Source organism: Nitrosomonas ureae, from assembly GCF_001455205.1.
GTDB lineage: Bacteria > Pseudomonadota > Gammaproteobacteria > Burkholderiales > Nitrosomonadaceae > Nitrosomonas > Nitrosomonas ureae.
Map to the genome: position 1 here is coordinate 3,109,234 of NZ_CP013341.1, position 20,242 is coordinate 3,129,475.

15 protein-coding genes are annotated in these 20,242 nt (G+C 44.3%); 2 read left to right on the plus strand and 13 right to left on the minus strand.

The genetic code is table 11. From position 1 onward, the window contains the following. Window positions 1-183: 183 nt before the first annotated feature. The 6 genes from ATY38_RS14415 to ATY38_RS14440 are packed head-to-tail and all read right to left on the minus strand — an operon-like array spanning window position 184 to window position 5,969. Entirely contained in the window at window positions 184-540 is a 357-nt protein-coding gene (locus ATY38_RS14415) for a Na+/H+ antiporter subunit G (RefSeq protein WP_062559901.1), read from the minus strand. A gap of 3 nt (window positions 541-543) precedes the next feature. Then, the gene (locus tag ATY38_RS14420; RefSeq protein WP_062559902.1) at window positions 544-813 is read right to left on the minus strand and encodes a K+/H+ antiporter subunit F; all 270 of its coding nucleotides are present in this window, start codon (window positions 811-813) and stop codon (window positions 544-546) included. Then, entirely contained in the window at window positions 807-1,307 is a 501-nt protein-coding gene (locus tag ATY38_RS14425; protein WP_074701649.1) for a Na+/H+ antiporter subunit E, read from the minus strand. The genes ATY38_RS14420 and ATY38_RS14425 overlap by 7 nt, the downstream gene beginning before the upstream one ends. Continuing rightward, entirely contained in the window at window positions 1,304-2,839 is a 1,536-nt protein-coding gene (locus ATY38_RS14430; RefSeq protein WP_062559903.1) for a monovalent cation/H+ antiporter subunit D, read from the minus strand. Before ATY38_RS14430 ends, ATY38_RS14425 begins: the two co-directional genes overlap by 4 nt. Then, complete coding sequence (locus ATY38_RS14435; protein WP_013647728.1) at window positions 2,836-3,165, minus strand: Na+/H+ antiporter subunit C; 330 nt, start codon at window positions 3,163-3,165, stop codon at window positions 2,836-2,838. The genes ATY38_RS14430 and ATY38_RS14435 overlap by 4 nt, the downstream gene beginning before the upstream one ends. Then, window positions 3,165-5,969: a monovalent cation/H+ antiporter subunit A gene (locus tag ATY38_RS14440; RefSeq protein ID WP_062559904.1), complete on the minus strand. Its 2,805-nt coding sequence runs from the start codon at window positions 5,967-5,969 to the stop codon at window positions 3,165-3,167. Before ATY38_RS14440 ends, ATY38_RS14435 begins: the two co-directional genes overlap by 1 nt. 932 nt (window positions 5,970-6,901) lie before the next feature. On the opposite strand from ATY38_RS14440, the gene ATY38_RS14445 reads away from it, so the two are divergent. Next, window positions 6,902-8,608 carry a sensor domain-containing diguanylate cyclase gene (locus tag ATY38_RS14445; protein ID WP_062559905.1) on the plus strand — a complete coding sequence of 569 codons (1,707 nt, stop codon included), beginning with the start codon at window positions 6,902-6,904 and terminating at the stop codon, window positions 8,606-8,608. A gap of 75 nt (window positions 8,609-8,683) precedes the next feature. On the opposite strand, the gene ATY38_RS14450 is transcribed toward ATY38_RS14445, so the two are convergent. Next, window positions 8,684-8,911: a hypothetical protein gene (locus ATY38_RS14450; protein WP_062559906.1), complete on the minus strand. Its 228-nt coding sequence runs from the start codon at window positions 8,909-8,911 to the stop codon at window positions 8,684-8,686. Window positions 8,912-9,037: 126 nt separating this feature from the next. Continuing rightward, complete coding sequence (locus ATY38_RS14455; protein WP_062559907.1) at window positions 9,038-9,256, minus strand: hypothetical protein; 219 nt, start codon at window positions 9,254-9,256, stop codon at window positions 9,038-9,040. 255 nt (window positions 9,257-9,511) lie between these two features. Between ATY38_RS14455 and ATY38_RS14460 the strand changes: the two genes are divergently transcribed. Continuing rightward, complete coding sequence (locus ATY38_RS14460) at window positions 9,512-11,974, plus strand: TonB-dependent siderophore receptor (RefSeq protein ID WP_062559908.1); 2,463 nt, start codon at window positions 9,512-9,514, stop codon at window positions 11,972-11,974. Window positions 11,975-12,099: 125 nt separating this feature from the next. Here the strand turns inward: ATY38_RS14460 and ATY38_RS14465 are convergent, their stop codons facing one another. The 5 genes from ATY38_RS14465 to ATY38_RS14485 all read right to left on the minus strand — a co-directional run bounded on the left by ATY38_RS14465 (window position 12,100) and on the right by ATY38_RS14485 (window position 20,233). Beyond that, entirely contained in the window at window positions 12,100-13,356 is a 1,257-nt protein-coding gene (locus ATY38_RS14465; RefSeq protein WP_062559909.1) for a PepSY-associated TM helix domain-containing protein, read from the minus strand. A gap of 114 nt (window positions 13,357-13,470) precedes the next feature. Then, window positions 13,471-16,608, minus strand: coding sequence for an efflux RND transporter permease subunit (locus ATY38_RS14470; RefSeq protein WP_062559910.1), 3,138 nt, complete (start codon window positions 16,606-16,608; stop codon window positions 13,471-13,473). Continuing rightward, window positions 16,605-17,795 (minus strand): efflux RND transporter periplasmic adaptor subunit, encoded by a 1,191-nt coding sequence (locus ATY38_RS14475; protein WP_062559911.1) that lies wholly within the window; start codon window positions 17,793-17,795, stop codon window positions 16,605-16,607. The genes ATY38_RS14470 and ATY38_RS14475 overlap by 4 nt, the downstream gene beginning before the upstream one ends. A 48-nt stretch (window positions 17,796-17,843) precedes the next feature. Then, complete coding sequence (locus ATY38_RS14480; RefSeq protein ID WP_062559912.1) at window positions 17,844-19,214, minus strand: efflux transporter outer membrane subunit; 1,371 nt, start codon at window positions 19,212-19,214, stop codon at window positions 17,844-17,846. A 53-nt stretch (window positions 19,215-19,267) separates the two neighbouring features. After that, window positions 19,268-20,233, minus strand: a complete 966-nt coding sequence (locus tag ATY38_RS14485; RefSeq protein WP_062559913.1) for an alpha/beta hydrolase — start codon at window positions 20,231-20,233, stop codon at window positions 19,268-19,270. Window positions 20,234-20,242: the final 9 nt, after the last annotated feature.

A 20,242-nucleotide genomic window follows, 5' to 3' on the forward strand; every position in this document is an offset into this window, starting at 1 on the left:
CCCGCGGATTTTTAAGTAAAGTCAATTTCTTGCATTTATAATTAAAAATATGTTTAGCAATAAAAACTTATGTTAGAAAATCGCGCAGAATAGGAAACTTGATGAATAAAACAATATCACTGCTGTTTTTTAATTAAACCGATTTATGTGATACATGCTTATCTGGCAAAAAAGATTTTCCTTTTAGTGTTTGATACCGATTGTGTCACTACTTGCTTTTTCTTTTATTGATTTGATCGGTATTTTCGCAAACGAATGCAGATTCAGATGTAATGCTGCCTTGGCAAGTAAGTGTGCGCTTACCGGTGCAGTAATAAAAAGAAACAGCGTAATCAATATTTCGTGCAGACTGAGACCGGCGTCGCGGTTACTGAAAAATACCGCCGATGCAATCAACAGGCTCCCTACACCCAATGTTGTAGCCTTAGTCGGTCCATGCAAGCGCATATAAAAATCCTTTAACCGCAGCAGGCCTAATGAGCCGATGAAAGTAAAGATAGCTCCAGTCAAAATTAAAAAAGATAATAAATATTCCAACATAGTTTATTCAATAATATCGCCACGCAATAAATACTTGCATAATGCAACAGTACCTATGAAACCCATCAAAGCAATCAATAATGCTGCCTCAAAGAACAGTGCGCTACCCAGATGAATCCCTAGCAACATGAGTAATGCAATGGCATTTACATATAAAGTATCCAGTGCCAGAATCCGATCCGGCAAACTGGGGCCGCGCAACAGTCGCCAGAAACTCATAGCGACTGCCGCGGCCACTAATCCAAGTGCAATACTAATCACGAGATCTAACATTGTTCAAAAATCTCCTGTAATGGACGTTCATAGCGTTGCTTAATCGTTGCGATCAGTGTATCCGGATCAGCTTCATTGAGTGCATGAATTAACAAATATCTGCGATCTTCAGACAATCGCGCCGATACTGTCCCCGGTGTCAATGTGATGCTGTTAGCCAATAAACTGATAGCCAAATCAGATGTCACGCTTAATGGTAATTGAATAAAAACCGGCTTAAGCCGATCCAGATCGCCAAGAATTAATCGCGCTACCGTAAAATTGGCCATAATAATATCCCACAGTAATATCCCAATATACCGCAACAAAGTAAAAGGTTTGTGAATTGTCACAACCTCCGGCCAAAAGCGTTGGGTTAATAACGGTATCATCCAACCCAGCAACAAACCGAGAACAATCTGCCCGGGCGTTATGCTGTTAACCAGCAGTAACCATAAACCTGTCAGCGTGGGGGATAAAATCGGATGAGGCAGCAAACGAGCCATGGTTGTCATTTCTCAACACCTAGCACAGATTTAATATAATCATCAGGTTGCAACAACTGATTTGCTGTTGCCTGTACAAACTCGATAATTGCACCAGCCCAGATCATTATAACTACACATAACGCAAGCAAACAGGTAGCAATCACCAAGCCATTTATGTCTGACACTATACTGGGCCGAACATGGCTATCCGTTGCAGCATGGCTCGGCTGCGGAGCTTGAGCCCGATAAAAAATCAGACTTCCGCTACGCGCCAATGCAATAATAGTAAACAAGCTGGTTATTAATACAATAGCCATTATCCATGGCAGAGCCGTATGTGATAGCGCCGCTTGTAAGATCATGAATTTTGCTACAAAACCGGATAATGGGGGCAATCCTGTCACTAAAACCGCTGCTACAAAAAAGAGTGTGCCTACTATTCGCTGATGCATCATGATCAAACCCGGCTCAAAGCGATCGCCCATTTCGCCACGTCGCTTAGCAATGCCATCAGCAAGCAGAAAAAATGCGGCGGCAGCGAAGGTGGAATGTGGCAAATAATACAATCCGGCCGCTATTCCGGCGCTCGTGTTGATGCCAAAAGCGATAAATAGTGTACCGACCGATGCAACCACTAGATAGGCCACCTGCTGCCGCAAATGCGTACTTGCCAGAACACCCAGTACGCCTGCAACCAACGTTGCCAAAGCCAATGGTAACAACCAGGGTTGAATCAAATTGGCAATTGGCCCGGCTTGTTCGCCAAAGATCAAAGTATAAATGCGCAAAATGCTGTACGCACCAACCTTGGTCATGATGGCAAATAAAGCGGCAACCGGAGCAGATGTATGCGCATAAGCCGCAGGGAGCCACAAATAAAGCGGCAAAAGAGCGGCTTTGAGAGCAAATACGGCAAACAACAGTAAGCCAGCCGTACGAATGAGCGCAATATCCTCGCTAGCAACATTGGCAACTTTAACCGCCAGATCAGCCATATTTAATGTACCCAAGAGCCCGTAGAGTGTTCCTACAGCAAACAAAAACAAAGTTGAACCCACGAGATTGATGATGACAAAATGTAACCCGGCCATGGTGCGCAACCGTCCCCCACCATGCAGTAATAAACCATAGGAAGCAAGTAGCAGAATTTCAAAGAATACAAATAGATTAAACAAATCACCGGTCAAAAATGCACCATTTAAACCAAATAATTGCAATTGGTATAGCACATGGAAATGTGGTCCCATAGTATCCGTGCCGCGCACTGCATAAAGTAGCGCGCACAAAGAAACCAATGCAGTAATGATCAACATCCAGGCAGCAAGCCGATCAGCGACCAGAACAATGCCAAAGGGTGGGGGCCAGTTGCCTAATGCATAAACCAGAATCTCGCCATTGTTAACGACGCTGAGCAACCATCCTGTCAACAGAACCAAAACACTTACGGATGAGATGCTTACAATACGCAACACCTGCAGACTCTGTTTTTGCAGCAACAACAACAACGCGCCAAACAATAACGGCCATATCACGGGAAGAATAACCATATGGCTTATCATGGTTTATGTTTTCCATCCACATGATCGTTCCCCATTTCCAGATGCGCCTTGAGGGACAATACAATGACAAAAGCAGTCATGGCAAAACTGATTACAATTGCTGTCAACACTAACGCCTGCGGCAAGGGATCCGCATATTCCGTAACACCTTCTACAATAATCGGTGGTTTACCGATAGTGAGCCGCCCCATTACCAGCAGAAATAGATTGACTGCGTAAGACAAAAAAGTCAGACCCAGCACAACCGGAAAAGTACGGTTGCGTAAAGCCAAATAAACGCCACAACCCGTGAGTGTTCCTATCAGTATTGCTACCAGCGCTTCCATTAACGGATTCTCTTTCTGACGTTTGTCAAATGACTCTCTTTATGTACCAGACCAAGATAAATAAGTATCAATAGCGTGGTACCGACGACAACCAGATATACACCCAGATCAAACATCATAGCCGAGGCTAGCTCGAACTCTCCAATTATCGGCCAATGCAGATGACTAAAGGTGGAGGTCAAAAAAGGATGATCAAAAAACCAACTGGCAACACCCGTCAATACCGCGACAAAAATACCCGCCCCTATCACATGATGCATATTGACTGACAAACGGCTATGCGCCCATGCCACACCATTGGCCAAATATTGCATGATTAGTGCTACCGCAGTTATTAATCCTGCGATAAATCCCCCTCCGGGTAGATTATGCCCACGCAGCAAAATATATACAGAAACCAGCAAGGCGAGCGGTAATAGCAGACGCACAAACGACGCCATGATAACCGGATGCAAATCATGATCCCAGATTTGTCCCTGGCTGTCTTGTTCCGAGCCGGATAACTTTAGTTGATGCAGCATCGCATATATACCCAGTCCGGCTAACGCTAGCACGGTAATCTCACCGAGTGTGTCATAGCCTCTGAAATCAACCAGAATGACATTGACTACATTCGTTCCACCCCCACCTGTCACGCTATTGCTCAAGAAGTAATCTGCGATGCTGTAATATGGACGGGTTAAAATAGCCCAAACTAATAAACTCACACCTGAACCCGCTGCTATAGCGACCAAAGCATCACGGCTGCGTACATAATTCCCGGATTCCCGCGGCGAAAATTGCGGTAAAAAATATAATGCTAACAGCATCAGAACAATCGTTACCACCTCGACGGATAATTGTGTCAAAGCCAGATCCGGCGCAGAAAACTTGATAAAAACAAGAGACACTCCCAAGCCTACCGCACCCATTAAAATGAGCGATACAAGACGTTGCCGATGCAGGATAACCGCACCTATCGCGGCAATTATAAGAATCAATGTAACCAATACGCTGACGCCATCTACAGGCAGTCGTATGCGATCCCCGGTTAGAGCTGATACATTATCGATGAAGCCTGTCACGCCAAGCGCCAGAATAAAAAGCATAAAAACAAACAGCATCTGCTGAAGCGAATGTGCATTCAGTAAATGGGTTATATAACGAGAAATTTTAAAAAGCTGGTTAAGCATATAATTGTATAGTGATCTAAATTCCAGCCGATCACCGATTTTTTCGTACCATGCGGATAATGGACGGCGAACCAGATAAATTAAAATTCCGCCGGATAACGCAATAATACTCATCCATAATGCCGGATTAAAACCATGCCAGATAGCCAAATCGTGTTCTGGAACAGATCCCTGTAGAACACCAGCAGCAGCTACTGCAAGAATGGGTTCTACAGTTAATGCCGGGAGCATCCCAACCAGCAAACATAAAGCTACCAGAATTTCCACCGGCACCTTCATCCAGCGTGGAGGCTCATGTGGTGTTTTGGGCAAATCAACCGGCTCTCCATTAAAAAAAACCGTATGGATAAAACGTAATGAATAAGCCACGGCAAAAATACCCGCTAGAGTTGCTGCGGCAGGCATCAGCCATCCCAACGGTTGATGAGTATGATGCAAAGTTTCGGCAAAAAACATTTCCTTAGATAAAAAACCGTTAAATAGCGGCACGCCCGCCATAGAAGCGGCAGCCACCATGGCCAGTAATGCTGTGTGTGGCATAAATTTCCATAATCCTCGCAAACGGCGCATATCTCGCGTACCCGCTTCGTGATCGATAATGCCCGCAGCCATAAACAAGGAGGCTTTGAAAATCGCATGGTTAATGATATGAAAAACACCGGCAACCGCTGCAAGCGGGGTTCCCATGCCGAATAATAAAGTAATCAAACCCAGATGACTGATCGTCGAATACGCAAGCAATCCTTTTAGATCGTGCTTAAACATAGCAATGTAAGCGGCCACAAGCAATGTAACCAGCCCTGTCATACTAACCAGCCAGAACCATTCCGATGTACCCGACAAAGCGGGAAAAAAACGAGCAAGCAAGAACACACCGGCTTTTACCATAGTAGCAGAATGCAAATAAGCAGACACCGGCGTAGGAGCAGCCATGGCATTAGGCAACCAGAAGTGAAATGGAAATTGCGCTGATTTAGTGAAAGCACCAAGCAATATCAGTATCAACATCGGCAGATATAACGCATGGGCACGGATACTATCGCCTGATCTCAAAATCACGGATAAATCATAGCTGTTGCAAATTTCACCCAGTAGCAGAAAACCACCGAGCAGTGCCAGACCGCCACCGCCAGTAACGGCCAACGCCATACGCGCTCCGCTGCGTGATTCTTGCCGGTGTTGCCAATAACTAATGAGCAAGAACGACGACAGACTGGTTAACTCCCAGAAAATCAATAGCTGAATAATATTTTCTGATAACACAATTCCCAGCATGGAACCCATGAACATCAGCAAATAAGCAAAAAAACGTCCCATGTCATCCCGCTCGGACAAGTAATACCGGGCATAGAGGATAATAAGTAGGCCAATACCCAAGATCATCAGCGAAAAGAGCAAACCCAATCCATCGAGACGAAATGCCAGGTCCAAGCCGAGCACCGGTATCCAGCTAAAGCGCTGAATGATAATTTGCCCTGAAAAAACATCAGCAATCATCGGATATAAAATGGCTAACGCAAGTAGCGTCACGAAACCGGCACCCCAAGCGGCATGCAATCGGCCCAAACGGGAAATGGATGCAACAAAGATAGCGCCGACAAAAGGTATGAGCGCGACAAGCGATAAATTCATAGATAGGATAATATAGCTGTTGGGCATTTCCTGCTTAATTCATATAACTCTTTTCAACATTCATCACTTAAATATAATTCTGCGGGAATAATACAATTTTTTGTACACTCCCAGCTTGCAGACATTTTTAGATTTTTCCATAAATTTATCCCATCAGACTAAGATGAAATAAATTCTGTTAAATAAAAACATCGGATCTCAACAAAAACCAATATCGAAAATAATTTGCGAAATGATATCATTACTACTTATACGGATTGTTCATTTGAGTATCGATTCCGTAGCAATAAATTCATCGCCATTATCCCAATTCAGCCAGGAAATCCTATACGCGCGGAATTGACTCCGAACACTCCTTTCAATCTTGAAGGTAGAATGCATATCCATGCACGATTTCTTAACTTTTGATCGAACAGCCTATGATGAATGTGGCACGGGTATTCTCAATTCTGCCACTCGCCAGAAAAACCACACCTTCCCAGTCACATTTTTTTGTCAATATAACTTCCGCTCAAAAATCTGAGCGTAGGTTTAATTCACAATGGTTGAATTCGGATCGGAATAACTTGTTTTCCGAAGGTTAGCTAGACTCGATTTTGTGAATGGTATGACTCTGTTCGCAGTATTTTGATGATAGTCGACTGCCGATAATACTGCTATCAATGAACCTGATCAAGAAAATTTCAGATGCCAAAAAATAAAATCAAGCGTTTTATTCTGTAATTTTTTGTCCAGATTTTTTTCATGGCATGAAATTATTGACCCTACTTTTCTTGCTTTACGGAGAAACGATATAATTCCCTATTCAGAATTATCATTATACTTAGAAATACACGCACGCCAGGTATCTGTTTATGAAATTTAAGATAATGCGAATTTAATCCGCTTAATACAACTGCTCTCCATACTTGACTATCGCATACAAGCAGTTCATGAAAAAAATATCCGTATTGCTGACCATGATGCTAGTGTGCTCATTCTGGAGCTTACCGGCAGACGCACAAGATATTGATGTCTCTAAAAAATACCAAGAACCGATTGGGCAACATATTCAGTTTTATCGAAATGAAGAGGCTCATCTAAGCATGCAAAGTGCATATGACGCATTCCAAAATGGTGACTTTTCGCAATCCTCAGATTCCGTACTTAATTTTGGCATCGGCGCAAAACCAGTGTGGCTTGCGTTTCGCGTTAGAAATCATACCCATGACTATGCGCTTCGAAATTTATTGCTTGAAACCTCCTGGTTGGACAAGATTGATGTTTATCATTTCCATGGGAACCAGTTAGTAAATAGTTACCATATTGGCGACAGCCAGCTATTTTCGCAACGGCCGCTTAACCATCGATTTTTTGTCACTGAGCATAATGTTGGAACCGGTGACACTACCGTGCTCATCCGCGTTGAGTCAGACGACGCAATGGTTTTGCCCATTTATTTCCTTACCGCGGAAGAAACCGCTGATAGAAATATGCTGCAAGCATATAGCTACGGATTGATATACGGAATTATTTTGGCTTTGGTAGCCTACAATTTTATGCTGTATATCGGATTACGCTCTGCTCCCTATTTTTTTTACTCACTCTACCTCTTATTATTTTTGCTACTCAATGCTGCCTATACTGGCCATGGCTACCAATGGTTATGGCCTGATTCGCCGCACTGGCAACAATGGTCCAATCCAGTATTGATCATGATGTGTACTTTAAGTGGCTGTGCATTTGCATTGAACTTCTTGGATATCAAAACGGCCAGTCCTCGCATCTATCAGTCAGTTATTGTCTGCTGCCTCAGCTTTAGCGTATTAACATTAATCGCAATCTTGACCGATAAATTCATAATAACGCTATTTATATCTCTGTTTTTTATATTTTATTTCTATATTCTTGCTGTCATATTGGGTATCATTTCTCTGCGAACAAAAAACAGATTCGCGCAATATTTTCTCTTAGCATCGATTTTTACGATTTGTGGCGGCATTATTACAGCTAATGCGGTATGGGGGTTCATTCCTTTCAACTGGCTCACTTACCGAGCCACAGAAATTGGGATGGTGGCGGATGCGATTTTGCTAGCGCTTGCACTTGCTGAGCGTTTTAACATTAATCAGAGCGAGAAGCTGGCAGCTGAAAAAAGAGCTGATATTGATTTATTAACCAACTTAAATAACCGACGGGCCTTTTACAAATTCGTGCAGCCGATGTGGGCCATAAGCTTGCGCAGCAAAAGTTCTACCTCGGTAATCATACTGGATATCGATGATTTCAAATTACTGAATGATAATTATGGTCATCCTGTAGGCGATCTCGTTCTGGTGCGATTGGCGGAAACAATTCAAAAAGAAGCACGCAGCGGAGATATTCTGGCACGCTGGGGAGGCGAAGAATTTCTTATTTTTCTGCCGGAAACACAATTGACGGATGCAATAGCCATTGCAGATAGGATGCGCAAAAGAATCACAACAATTCAAATTTCTATTGATAATGACGAAAAAGTCTCATTTACCGCAAGCTTTGGCGTTGCGACCACTCAAGATATTAACGTATCTCTGAACGAATTAATCGCACAAGCGGATCGACAACTCTATCACGCCAAGAAGAAAGGACGTAACCGCGTCTACCCAGATTTATCTGACTGAAAATAAGACAAAAAGTATAAATAACCCAAATATCAACAAAAAGACTCCAAGAGCTTATATCTAATTATTTTCTTATTATTCGTAATCATAATATTGGCAAAATCCCAATGATTTTATTGCGATTTCAGATTCCTCAGCAACACAAAAATCATCATCACCAGTTTCCAACTCATCAATAAGTTTTACAATCCGGCTATCTGGAATCATGCCATCAGCTAATGCATCCTCATCCTCATCATCAAAACCCATAGTTTCAGAATCTATATCATAAATATTACTATGCAATAACTTACTCTTCATCATGGTAGACCTCCTCACAGAGTTATTGGAAATGCTTCCAGTAAATCATAACAATCTATAAATTAAATTCTGGATTAGGAATAATTTCTCCTGATATTTTTGAAATATAAAGACACACCTCTCCAGAGTTCAACCGAATGAGTACTCCATTTTTTGAGAAAATGATGCAATGGATTTATCCGAAGTCGGCGAACCGGCAGTTCGCGTAGTCTTGAATTGGAGATCCAGGATTGATGACGATAAGTCTATGTTATTCTGGATATGAAATGAGGCAACTGATTCAATCATCACAAATTGCCGGCTTCGATTGACAGAAGAAAGTGTCTGCAGGCCATAGCTATCGAACATTGAACCTCTCCTCACTCCGATGCAAATCAGTACTAATATTCATCTCTTGAAACTACGACGTCAGCATAGCGATTAACGAAGGGCTTTCTCGACCAATTGTTATATATAAGTTCTGAAATTATTTTAGCCATAAATATTATTAATACGAATCATTATCATTTGTATTATAATTATCATAAATTACCTTAGAACTAGGATTCTTAATTTATAGGAGATCAAGAGATTGTGAGAAATAGCAGGTTAGCAACAATAAGAATGAGAACTGATGATTTGCGCCAAACTAAACCAATAAGGCATATGTTATTTTGGCTATTCGGTATTGTTTTTATGACACATCTTTCACACGTTCAAGCCAAGCAGGAAAATCACATTTTCATCGATATTCCATCTCAATCACTTGAAATCGCACTACAACAATTGAGAGATACGGCTGGTATCTCATTGATTTTTAATTCGGAACAAATTGCAGGCAAAAAATCATCGCCGACAAAAGGAATGATGTCGCCACGTCAAGCTTTGGATATGCTACTTACGGGTACGGATCTAACTTATAAAGAAGATAATGGCAACATCTGGCTAATCTCATCCCTCGTTGAAGATAACTCCGATGAAAAGGTACAATCGGTTATCTTGCCTGAGTTATTAATTAAACAGGTCAGAGAAACCAGTTACATTACGGAACAATCATCTACAGCAACCCGTATACCCGCGCCCATCAAGGATGTACCGCGGTCAATCGGCGTAGTTACACGTAACGTGATTGAGGATCAAAAAGCTTTTCGTATTGATGAAGCCATTCGCAATGTCAGCGGAACATTCATGTCGAGTACGCAAGGAGGTCGAGCGGGTGACTTCATGATTCGCGGCTTCCGATCCGATTTGAATGTTTTCAAAAACGGTTTTCGTGAAGATAGCACATATGGTGCGCGCGCTTCGCGCGATACCGCAAATATCGAAAGCATAGAAGTAGTGAAAGGACCGCCCTCCTATCTTTATGGGCGCTCTGATCCTGGCGGCGTAATCAATCAAACTACTAAGGCACCACTCGGGCACCGCTATTTTTCCGGAGAAATGATCTTTGGAAGTTATGGATTATATCGTCCGACAATCGATATTGGCGGGCCATTAAATCAATCGGGAAGCATTACCTCCCGTCTGAACGCAGTCTATGAGTCTGCAGATAGTTATCGTCAGGGCGTTCATTCAGAGCGATTTTTTATTGCACCCACAATCGGTTGGGCACTGAGTGAGAAAACCTCACTACGCCTTGAAGGTGAATACCTCCGTGATAAATCACCAATAGACCGTGGCATTGTTGCCGTAGGCAACGGTCCGGCACCTATCCCGATAGGCACTTTTTTGGGAGACCCTCGGAGGCGCGGGGAAATCGAACATGGAAAAACAATGCTTACTTTGCTACATCAATTTAACGATACTTTTACATGGCGCTCTGCATTGCGTAATGCCGTCACTTCTGAACGGTATTCGAGCCTGGAGTCCAATATTCTGGATGAAACAACAGGCATCCTAGGCTTGGCTCGATATGAAATTCCGCAGAGCTTACAAAGCCATTATATGCAAAATGAGCTACACGCCGCTTTTTCAACTGGATCAATCAAACATAAAGCATTACTCGGGATTGAGCTTGGAAGGGAATTTCAAAGAGGTAAAACATCAGGCGATTTTGGTGAATTGGGAAGCTTTATCGATATTTTTAATCCTTCTAACCGGCAATTTAACGATGGCCCATTAACCACTTTTAATAATCAAAAACAAACCAATAATGCATTAGGGCTTTATTTTGGAGATCAAATCTCTATCCTGCCAAACTTGCATATGCATGCCGGAGGGCGATTTGATGTGTTCGAGCAAAATATAGTCAATCGACCCAACGCTTTTCTAACGGAAGGCAGTAAGGATAAGCAGACGGATCGTGCTTTCAGCCCCTCGATCGGAATGACTTATCAGCCTTGGAAACCCATGGCGGTGTTTGCCAATTACACTCGCTCGTTCGCGCCACAGAGCGGCGGGGCCAGGAGTGTTGATGGAAAATTGTTCCGGCCTGAGACCGGAGAAGCTTATGAAGGCGGCATAAAGCTCCATACACCGGATGATCAATTACGTTTAACGTTTACCGCCTTTGAGATCATTAAAAAGAATGTTCTAACCTCAGATGTCAGTCAGGGCCCCGGTTCCGGTTTCTCAATGGCCACTGGCGAACAACGAAGCCGTGGTTTTGAGGTTGATGTCGCAGGACAAATTCTGCCCGGTCTGGAAATTATCGGAAGCTATGCTTACATTGATGCACGAATTACCGAAGATAACACTTTCGTTGAAGGCAGCCGGTTGCCCAATGTACCCAAGCATCAAGCAAGTCTTTGGACAACTTATACCATCAATCAAGGTATGCTTAAAGGATTTGGCGTCAGCGCAGGATTCCTTGTATTTGGTCAGCGCAATGGTATTTTTCTATGTCAGGATCCGGAAGGCTCTTTTTGCCAACAACCATTCAGTCTCCCTGGATACACACGTGTAGATGCCGCTGTTTACTATCGTAATCAAGCACATATATTAAATAAAAGAACCAACTTCATCGCCTCTGTAAATATTCGCAACTTGCTTGACGAACGTTATTTCACCGGTGCACAAAACTTCCGAGAGATTATTTATACCGGAGCGCCGATAACGGTTATTGGCTCACTAAAACTTGAGTATTAAAATGGCAACAATATACATAATCGCCGCTGACTTAAAAGGTGCAGCAACTTGAACAACAGGCACGGGTTAGTACCTTCAGAATCTAAGCCATCAATCAAATAAGGTCGCAGCTTTTAACCACATTCTCAAGTACTGGTAGCGTTTGTGATTGCAGCTGCGCGGCGTTGCTCATTTATCAGACGAGCATGGCGTTTTTTCCACCAGATATAAATACCCGTAGCACTCAGCACGGTAACAAACAAACCCACAAACGTAATAAATATCTTGAAGGAAATGCCCCAGATTGCCGCCGTGTGGAGTACCATCAGCCAGGTTGTAATGGTATCGCCATTAGCCTCTCCGGTAGGAAGAAAGAAACCAACTAGTCTTCCGGTGTTTGCATCAAAAAATATATTGGTCCCTGCGAAGGTCTCGCCCACATCGCGATCGCTGAGTACTTGATAGCGAAATACGCCCGTATAAGGATTGTAGCCGAGACTATTTTCATATCGTATGGAAAAGCCTTTTTTCTCGGCCAGACTCGCCATTTGTGAGCGCGCGATCTCCAAAGCTGCCGGCCAACTCAAACCAGGATCCACTTGCATAACAGGCAATTGAGGAATAGTTTCCTCCTGATCCGGTTGCATGGAAAACATCCGCTGCATGACAGGGTGATAGACTTCATTTAAATTAAACGCAACGCTGCTCCAGGCGAATACAAACAACATAACCCATAGCCACAGTCCCCCTGCACGATGCAGATCGAAATTCAATTTGTAAGGGCTAGCGCTCCAGCGGATCTTCCAAGCCTTCCACCAGCGTTTTCCAAAACTTAACACATTATTCAGAAGTGATTGATTTCGCTGAGAAGCCGGAAAAGTTAAACAAGCACCTATAAAGCAATCAACCGTCCACAAAACTGCAATGATCCCCATAAACAGCATACCAAGATCACCGAGGGCCAATGAATGGTGTAATGTATAAATAAAAGGCAAAAGATTATGCCAGCCCTGTGTAATAGCTGCCCATTTACGTTCTCCTAAAATCTCTCCGGTATAAGGATTCAAGAAAACTTCATCATTAGGTAAATCGATAGACTCACCCGTCACGGGATCAATGGCACCTTCCAGAAAAAATAGGGCAGATTTGCCGGGGTGATGGTTCAAACTGATGTAATTTACCCATGCATCGGGATAGTGAACTTTCACCCGCTCTTGCAAAACAAAGGGATTTAAAGGTTGTACATCCGACGATGGAGCTTGGATTTGCATTAACCGAGGATTTAACACGGCATCAAGCTCGTGATACCAAGCTAATATTGCTCCCGTCAGCCCGGCAATCAGCAGAAAAATCGCCATGATCAAACCCACATAACGATGGATCAGGGAAATAAATCTACGCAAGATTTCTCCTAGCTATTTTGTATTATTTCACAAGGAAAATATTTCCAAAGCTATCTGTTTAACCATTAATTTAGTATCTTTCCAGAATAATCATAAAGATTGCATCTGCAGAATCTATCCGGGCACTTTATGCATAAGCTTCTGATAAGATATTTCTTTTAAAATAGCACAAGCGGTCGGTATCAAAAATAAAGTAACCAAAAACGAGAACAATATGCCAAATGCAAGGGTGACTGCCATCGGCATTATCTTTTCCGCATCTGAGCTTTGCGCATTAATCAGCGGCAACAACCCCGCAAAAGTAGTCGTAGTCATGAGAAACACCGCGCGAAAACGTGCTTTGCCGGCAGAGATCACAGCGCCATAAGCGGATGTATCCTTTTGTGAAACCTCATTGATTTTTGCAACCAATATCAAACTATCATTGATAACTATTCCTCCAACCGCAAACAACGCGACATAAGATTCCAACGATAGCGGTATATTTAAAAGCAAATGGCCCAAAACTGCGCCGATGAAACCGAATGGAATTGCCAGCATGATTATTAGCGGCTGTGCATAAGAGCGCAACGGCACCGCCAGAATTGCATAAATTCCGAGTATTGCTAATGCGCCGTAACCCCACAACGCTGACATCGTTTCTTCTTGCTTCTGCCGGGATTGACCTGGTTCAATTTTAAGTCCTGGGTATTGTGCTTCCAGCTTGGGAATCTCATTCGTACGCAAATCAGCAAGAATAGCTTCAACACTCACTTTCTCTTTATATACTTCTGCGTTAATGCGTTGTATTCGCTCACGATTCTCACGGGTGATACTAACAAAACCCGGCGTGTATTCCGCCTCTGCAACAGTAAAAAACGGAACGGTATTCCCATTAACCAGTTTTATCGGCATGCGATTCAAATCTTCCCGAGAACGACGATGCTCCGAAGGAAAGCGCAGCATAACCCGAACTTCATCGCGATCAAGAAAAAATCGTTGTACCTCAAGCCCCAGAAAACCGTTACGCACCTGCTCCCCCAGATCTCTCATGGTTAAGCCGTGAAGTGCAGCTTCAGGTTTTAGTCTGAGATTCAATTCAGGCTTTCCGTTTTGCATAGAACCCGTTACACTATGAACCCCGGCATAGGAAGAAAGTCTGGCTTTCAGTATCTCACTAGCAGCACTTTGGGTTGCAGTATCTGGAGCAATCAATTTTAACTCAATTGCACTTGCCGACCGAGTTGCAGGCATTCCAAGATTCCGTGGCCAGAAAGTCTGTATCGTTAAAGTTCCATCAGCCGCAGGTTCGCCAAAACGCTCCTGCCATTTTTGTTTGATACTATCCATCCGAGAACGAATACGCTCATCAATAGCTATTTCAATATCTACATAACCGGCATTGTCATTAATCACTGTCACGATATGCTGAAAACTGTCTTTCAAGGGAGTCGTCGCATCGATTCCAAGCTCCGCGTTTAATTCAAGCCGGATTTCATTGGCTATTTGTTCCAGCCGCATCATTTCATGATTGACCACTTCAAACGGAGTGCCCGGTACCAGCTCAAGAACCGCGAATATGTAATAATCGTTTACCGGCATATCCATAACGCTCTGAACACGTCCGGAAGAAACCAGCGCAACAGCAATCAACAGAACAATGGCGAATGCTGATAATGTGATGTAGCGAAAACGCAACAGGATTTCAAGGGTCGGAATATATAGACTGTTAATTAACCAGTACAATCCTGCATCAACTTTTCTTTGGAGCGCGTTAAAAAAAGTTCTCAAATCAGTCTGAGCGTGCCCGGCAGCCGGGTTATGGTATGCCGCCAAATGAGAAGGCAGTATCAGTAACGCTTCCAACAAAGAAAACATCAGCGTTAAAATAACTACGGCTGATACGTTATACATCAAATGACCACTCAGCCCGGGCAGAAAAATACCCGGGATAAAAGCAATCATCGTCGACAACACCATAATGATAACCAAGGGAGCAACCTCCAAGGTTCCATTGATCGCCGCAGTTAAACCGACAAATCCTTGTTGTTGGTGCGTGTAAATATTTTCACCTATTACTATAGCGTCATCCACCACAATGCCCAATACCAGGATCAATGCCGCGATTGAATAGGCATTCAATGAAATTCCCAGCATTGGCATCACCCAAAGGGTACCCATGATTGATATCAGAATCCCGCTGCTTACCCACAGCGCGAGATGAAATCGCAAGGTTAATGCCAATATCAGAAAGATCAAACAAAATCCGAATAAAGCCGAATCCATCAGCATTGACATGTTTTGTTTATAGTATTTCGACCAATCATCCCAAGTTGAAATACCGACACCATCAGGCAATCCGGGACGGAATGCTGCAATAACCTCATTAACCGCTTCCACTGTTGTCGTAATCCGGTCTTTTGACATGACGTGTATCGGCATGGCTGTCTTGCCGTCGATCCTCGCTAAAACATCTCTTTCATTGACAGTTTCCCGAATCTGCGCAATATCCCCCAGCAGCAAACGCATACCATTCTGATCGGATCGCAGATTAATCGCAGCATAATCAGCCACGGTCATCGCCTGGCTCTTACTCCTGAGTAATAATTTACCATCCGATTTTTTAAGCTCTCCTGCCGGGATATTATTGGAAGCGCCCTGGATAACTTCAGCGATTTCTTCAAAACTCAATCGATAGCGGCGCAAATCGGATTCCGTAATTTCAATCGAAATTTCATAAGGAATCTCGGGCCAGGGAAATATCCTTCCGATATCCGGATGTTTGCTTAGCATGAGTTGCAATTGATCGCGTTGACGCATCAAAGTATGTGCATCGACTTCCCCATGCACCATGATTATTACTGCATTCATGTCAGCAGCATTTAATTCCTGAATTTTTAGCTTTTCAGCACCTCTCGGAAAAACTGTAATACGATCTATCCTGGCCTGTACATTTGCCTGGAATCGTGCAGCGTCAATCTCCGGATCAAACTCTACGATTACTTCGCATTCACCTTGATCGGCAACCGAGTTGATATATCGAATACCCTCCAAATCATGGATAGCTGCTTCAATCGGAATGCATAATGCTTGTTCCACTTCTGCAGGACTCGCACCTGGATAAACAATTTCTATCTTCAATTGATTCTGAGGTGCGGGAGGAACCGTATATCGTTTAGAAATCGTTAAACCCAGCACACCGCCTGCGATAATGATCAGCATCAGAAAATTGGCGGCAATCGGATTCTTGGCAAACCAGACGATCAATTTCATGGAATAAACTCAGTGGGTACGACTTCCATTCCTTCAACCGGATGATGAAGCCCGGTCGTCAGTACTCGCTCACCTTCATTTAATCCGGCTTTGATGATCACCTGTTCCCGTTGCCGCCTGAATACCTCCACACTGCGGAAGCGCAATCGATTCCCGGAATCAATGATCGCAACACGTTGTTCTTTGTACAATGCATTGGCAGGTATAACGACTAAATCATCAAACCAGCGTCCTTCGATAATTGCTTCTACAAATAAACCCACCGGCAAAATGGGAGTGAGTGATGTTTCTCCGGCAGATTGATTTTTCTTGACTGCCAACCTAAAAGGATCAGTGACTTGTGCAATGATGATGATCATTCCGGTGTCTTGATCAACAACACCTTCGCTGCGTACAATCTTCCCTGTCCAAATTTGCTGTTGCCCTTGATAATTAGCCGTCAATTTCACAATTGCCGGCTGTGCGGATTGTTGGTGCTGAGGCAAGTCAAGGAAATCAATAAAAACCAATTCGTGCGTACTGATAGGCAATCGCACTTCAACGATATCACTGCTATAAATCCTGCCCAATAGGGTGCCATCATCAATATATTGCCCTAACCCGATTTCCTTGCTGCGCACCCGTCCATTGAAAGGCGCTTTTATGTCTGTACGCTGGCGTAACAGACGGGCATTTCTCAGTTCTTCTTGCTCAGCCGCAAGCTTAGCTTTCTTTTCCTTCAGTTGCGGAATCCTCAAGCTCAGCGGATTCGGATCCCCCTGCCCCAGCTGTTGCCACTCGTCATGGGCTTGCTCCGCTTCGGCCTCTTCCCGTGTTAACTGATATTGCGCTTCCATCACTCTGGCTTGCGCTTGGGCCACGCGCAAGTCATATTCCGCCGGATCGACTGCCACCAGCAAATCGCCCTTGCTAAAAAATCCGCCACTGACAAATACCGGTGAAACCTTAATGATATTACCCGAAACACCCGTCACCAGATCTATTTCAGTTTGCGCCATTACGCGACCTTGTGAACGCACGTCCATGCGTAATCGTTGCGGTTTTACCTTAATAAACTGCACCGGTGGCGGTTTAACAATATTTTCCTGCTGGTCGACTTGAGGAGGAAAGCTGACAATAGCAATGGCAATCAATACGCCTGCAAGCGCAAGCAAAAGTGCGATGAATAATTGGCTGCGTGTCTTCATACACCGGTAGTCATAGAATTGCGACGTACGATCACCGTATCATGCCTTTTATACATTTCCACCTAATGCCAAGTATAGATTGATACGGTTGCTCAGTAATTGACGGGTAACCGACAAATGCGCGCTTTGCGCATCGAGCGTGCTGCGGTAGCTGTCAAGCAATGTGAGAATTTGAATCAGGCCATTGCGGTAGGAATAAACCGCCAGTTTTTGGCTCGCTTCGGTTTGCTCGACGGCCTTTCTGAGCGAGATTTCTTGCTCCCGCAACCATTCTTCAGCTGCCAGAGCCTGTTCTACTTCACGAAAAGCATTGAGTGCAGTATTTTTATACAGATTCAAAGCTTCCTCCGCACGTGCTTGATTACGGAAGATCTCACCTTCGATTCGCCCGCCTGTAAACAAGGGTTGCATAAGCCCTGCAAACATGTTCCAAGCTACTGATCTGGGGTCAACCAGTTCAGTTAGATCCGCACTGCGTGTGCCGCCTGCCGCAGTAAGTGTAATGCGTGGCAAGCGCAACTTCCTTGAGCTTGAGGCACGAAAATCGGCTGCTTGCAGACGGCTGAAAGCAGCAGTCACATCGGGTCTGCGTTCCAGTAGTTCGGCGGGCAGTCCCGCTGCAATCACACCCGGCAAAGAAGGCAAAGCAGTTGCTTGCAGCTCGTCTCCTTCCGGATAACGGCCCAGCAAAATTTCCAAACGGCGCGCAGTGGCTTGAATCCGGTTACGAGTTATCTTCAGTTCCGCTTCCGCACTAGCCAGATCAGTCAGTGCCAAACGCAGATCCAATCCGCGCACCAAGCCGCGCTGGAAGCGCCCACGTACCAGATCGGCGATGATGGTACGGTCTTTGATCGATTGCTCGACCACTGCCGCCTGCAGCTTCGCTTCAATCAATTCAAAATAGCTTTGTGCCACTCGCGCTGCCAAGGACAGTCGTGCGCCATAAAAATCGGTATGGGTGGCATCGGCTTCCGACATCGCCGCTTGCTGGAAATCACGTATCCGCCCCCATACATCCACTTCCCAGCTAACACCAAACAATGCTTCAAACACACCAAATCTCGATGAACCAAAACCCGCCTCACGTATCTGCACTTGTTGGTGATCGGCACTAAAGAATATTTGCGGCCAACGCCCAGATCCATCAATCCGGGCCTGCGCAATCGCCGCATCCACTCGTGCCGCAGCCGCCTTCAGTTCATAATTATTGGCCAGAGCGGCTTTAATCAAATCCCGCAGTTGCAAATCTTCAAAAACTTCCACCCATTGTTCAGGGATCGGCTGGCTGATCTCCGGCTGTCCCTCACTCCATTGATGCGGAAGCTTCGCCCCTACTTCGTGCTGGTCTCGCTGGGGTAAAATATTACACCCCGTCAAGATAAGAAATAATGCCAAACGAATAAATACCCCGATCACTTAGATTAATCCAATCTTTAAATAGAAAATATGCTTCTTCATCAGTTTTATTTCTAGTTCGAATAGAATGTACTCGCGAGAACATCCGCAATATCTTTTCGCACTTGATGGGCCTCATTCACAATGTTTCCCAGGCGGGCGAAATCGTGAATCATTCCAGGATAAATTTTGACACGGGTAGAAACACCTGCAGCTTTCATTTTATCAGCATATTCGATTCCTTCGTCCAGCAAAGGATCGAATTCTGCAAGAAGCAGAAATGCCGGAGCAAGATTGCATAAATTATCTGTCTGGAGCGGTGCAAAACGCCAATCAGTTCGATCAGGTTTGTCGCGAAGATAATTCATAAACATCCATTGCAACGTTTTTTCTTCAAGCAAATACCCTTGTGCAAAACGCCGATGAGATTCGGTATCCTGCCAAGCACTTGTACACGGATAAAGCAATATCTGACACACCGGTTGTGGCCACATTTCTTCACGAGCGGTAATTGTCAATCCAGTGGCCAAAGTTCCGCCGACACTATCACCACCCACTGCCAACCGGCTTGGATCCAAAGAATATTCGGCACCGGTTGATACCACCCATCGATAGGCATCCTGTGCATCCTGTACTGCCGTAGGAAAACGATATTCTGGCGCCAAGCGATAAGCCACATTCAGTACATAACACGGAGTCAATGCTGCCAAAGACCGGCATAGCGAATCGTGCGATTCAAGTCCGCCGATGCAGTACCCTCCTCCGTGAAAATAGAGTAACACCGGGCGAGGAACTGTAACTTGCGCGAACTCGATTGGTTTATATAGTCGCGCATTAATTAATCCTCCATCACGACACAAAATAGAAATTTCCGTCACGCTCGCAACGGCCGGTCCGGAAACATCCAGTATTTGAGTTGAAAGATCGTAATCCAATCGTGCTTTTTCTGGCGTCAGTAAATGCATCGGGGTTGTTTCCCCGCAAATTACGCTTTTCTGGACAAGCTCAAGAAATGCCGCCAAATCCTCATCAAGTGGCATGATTATTCT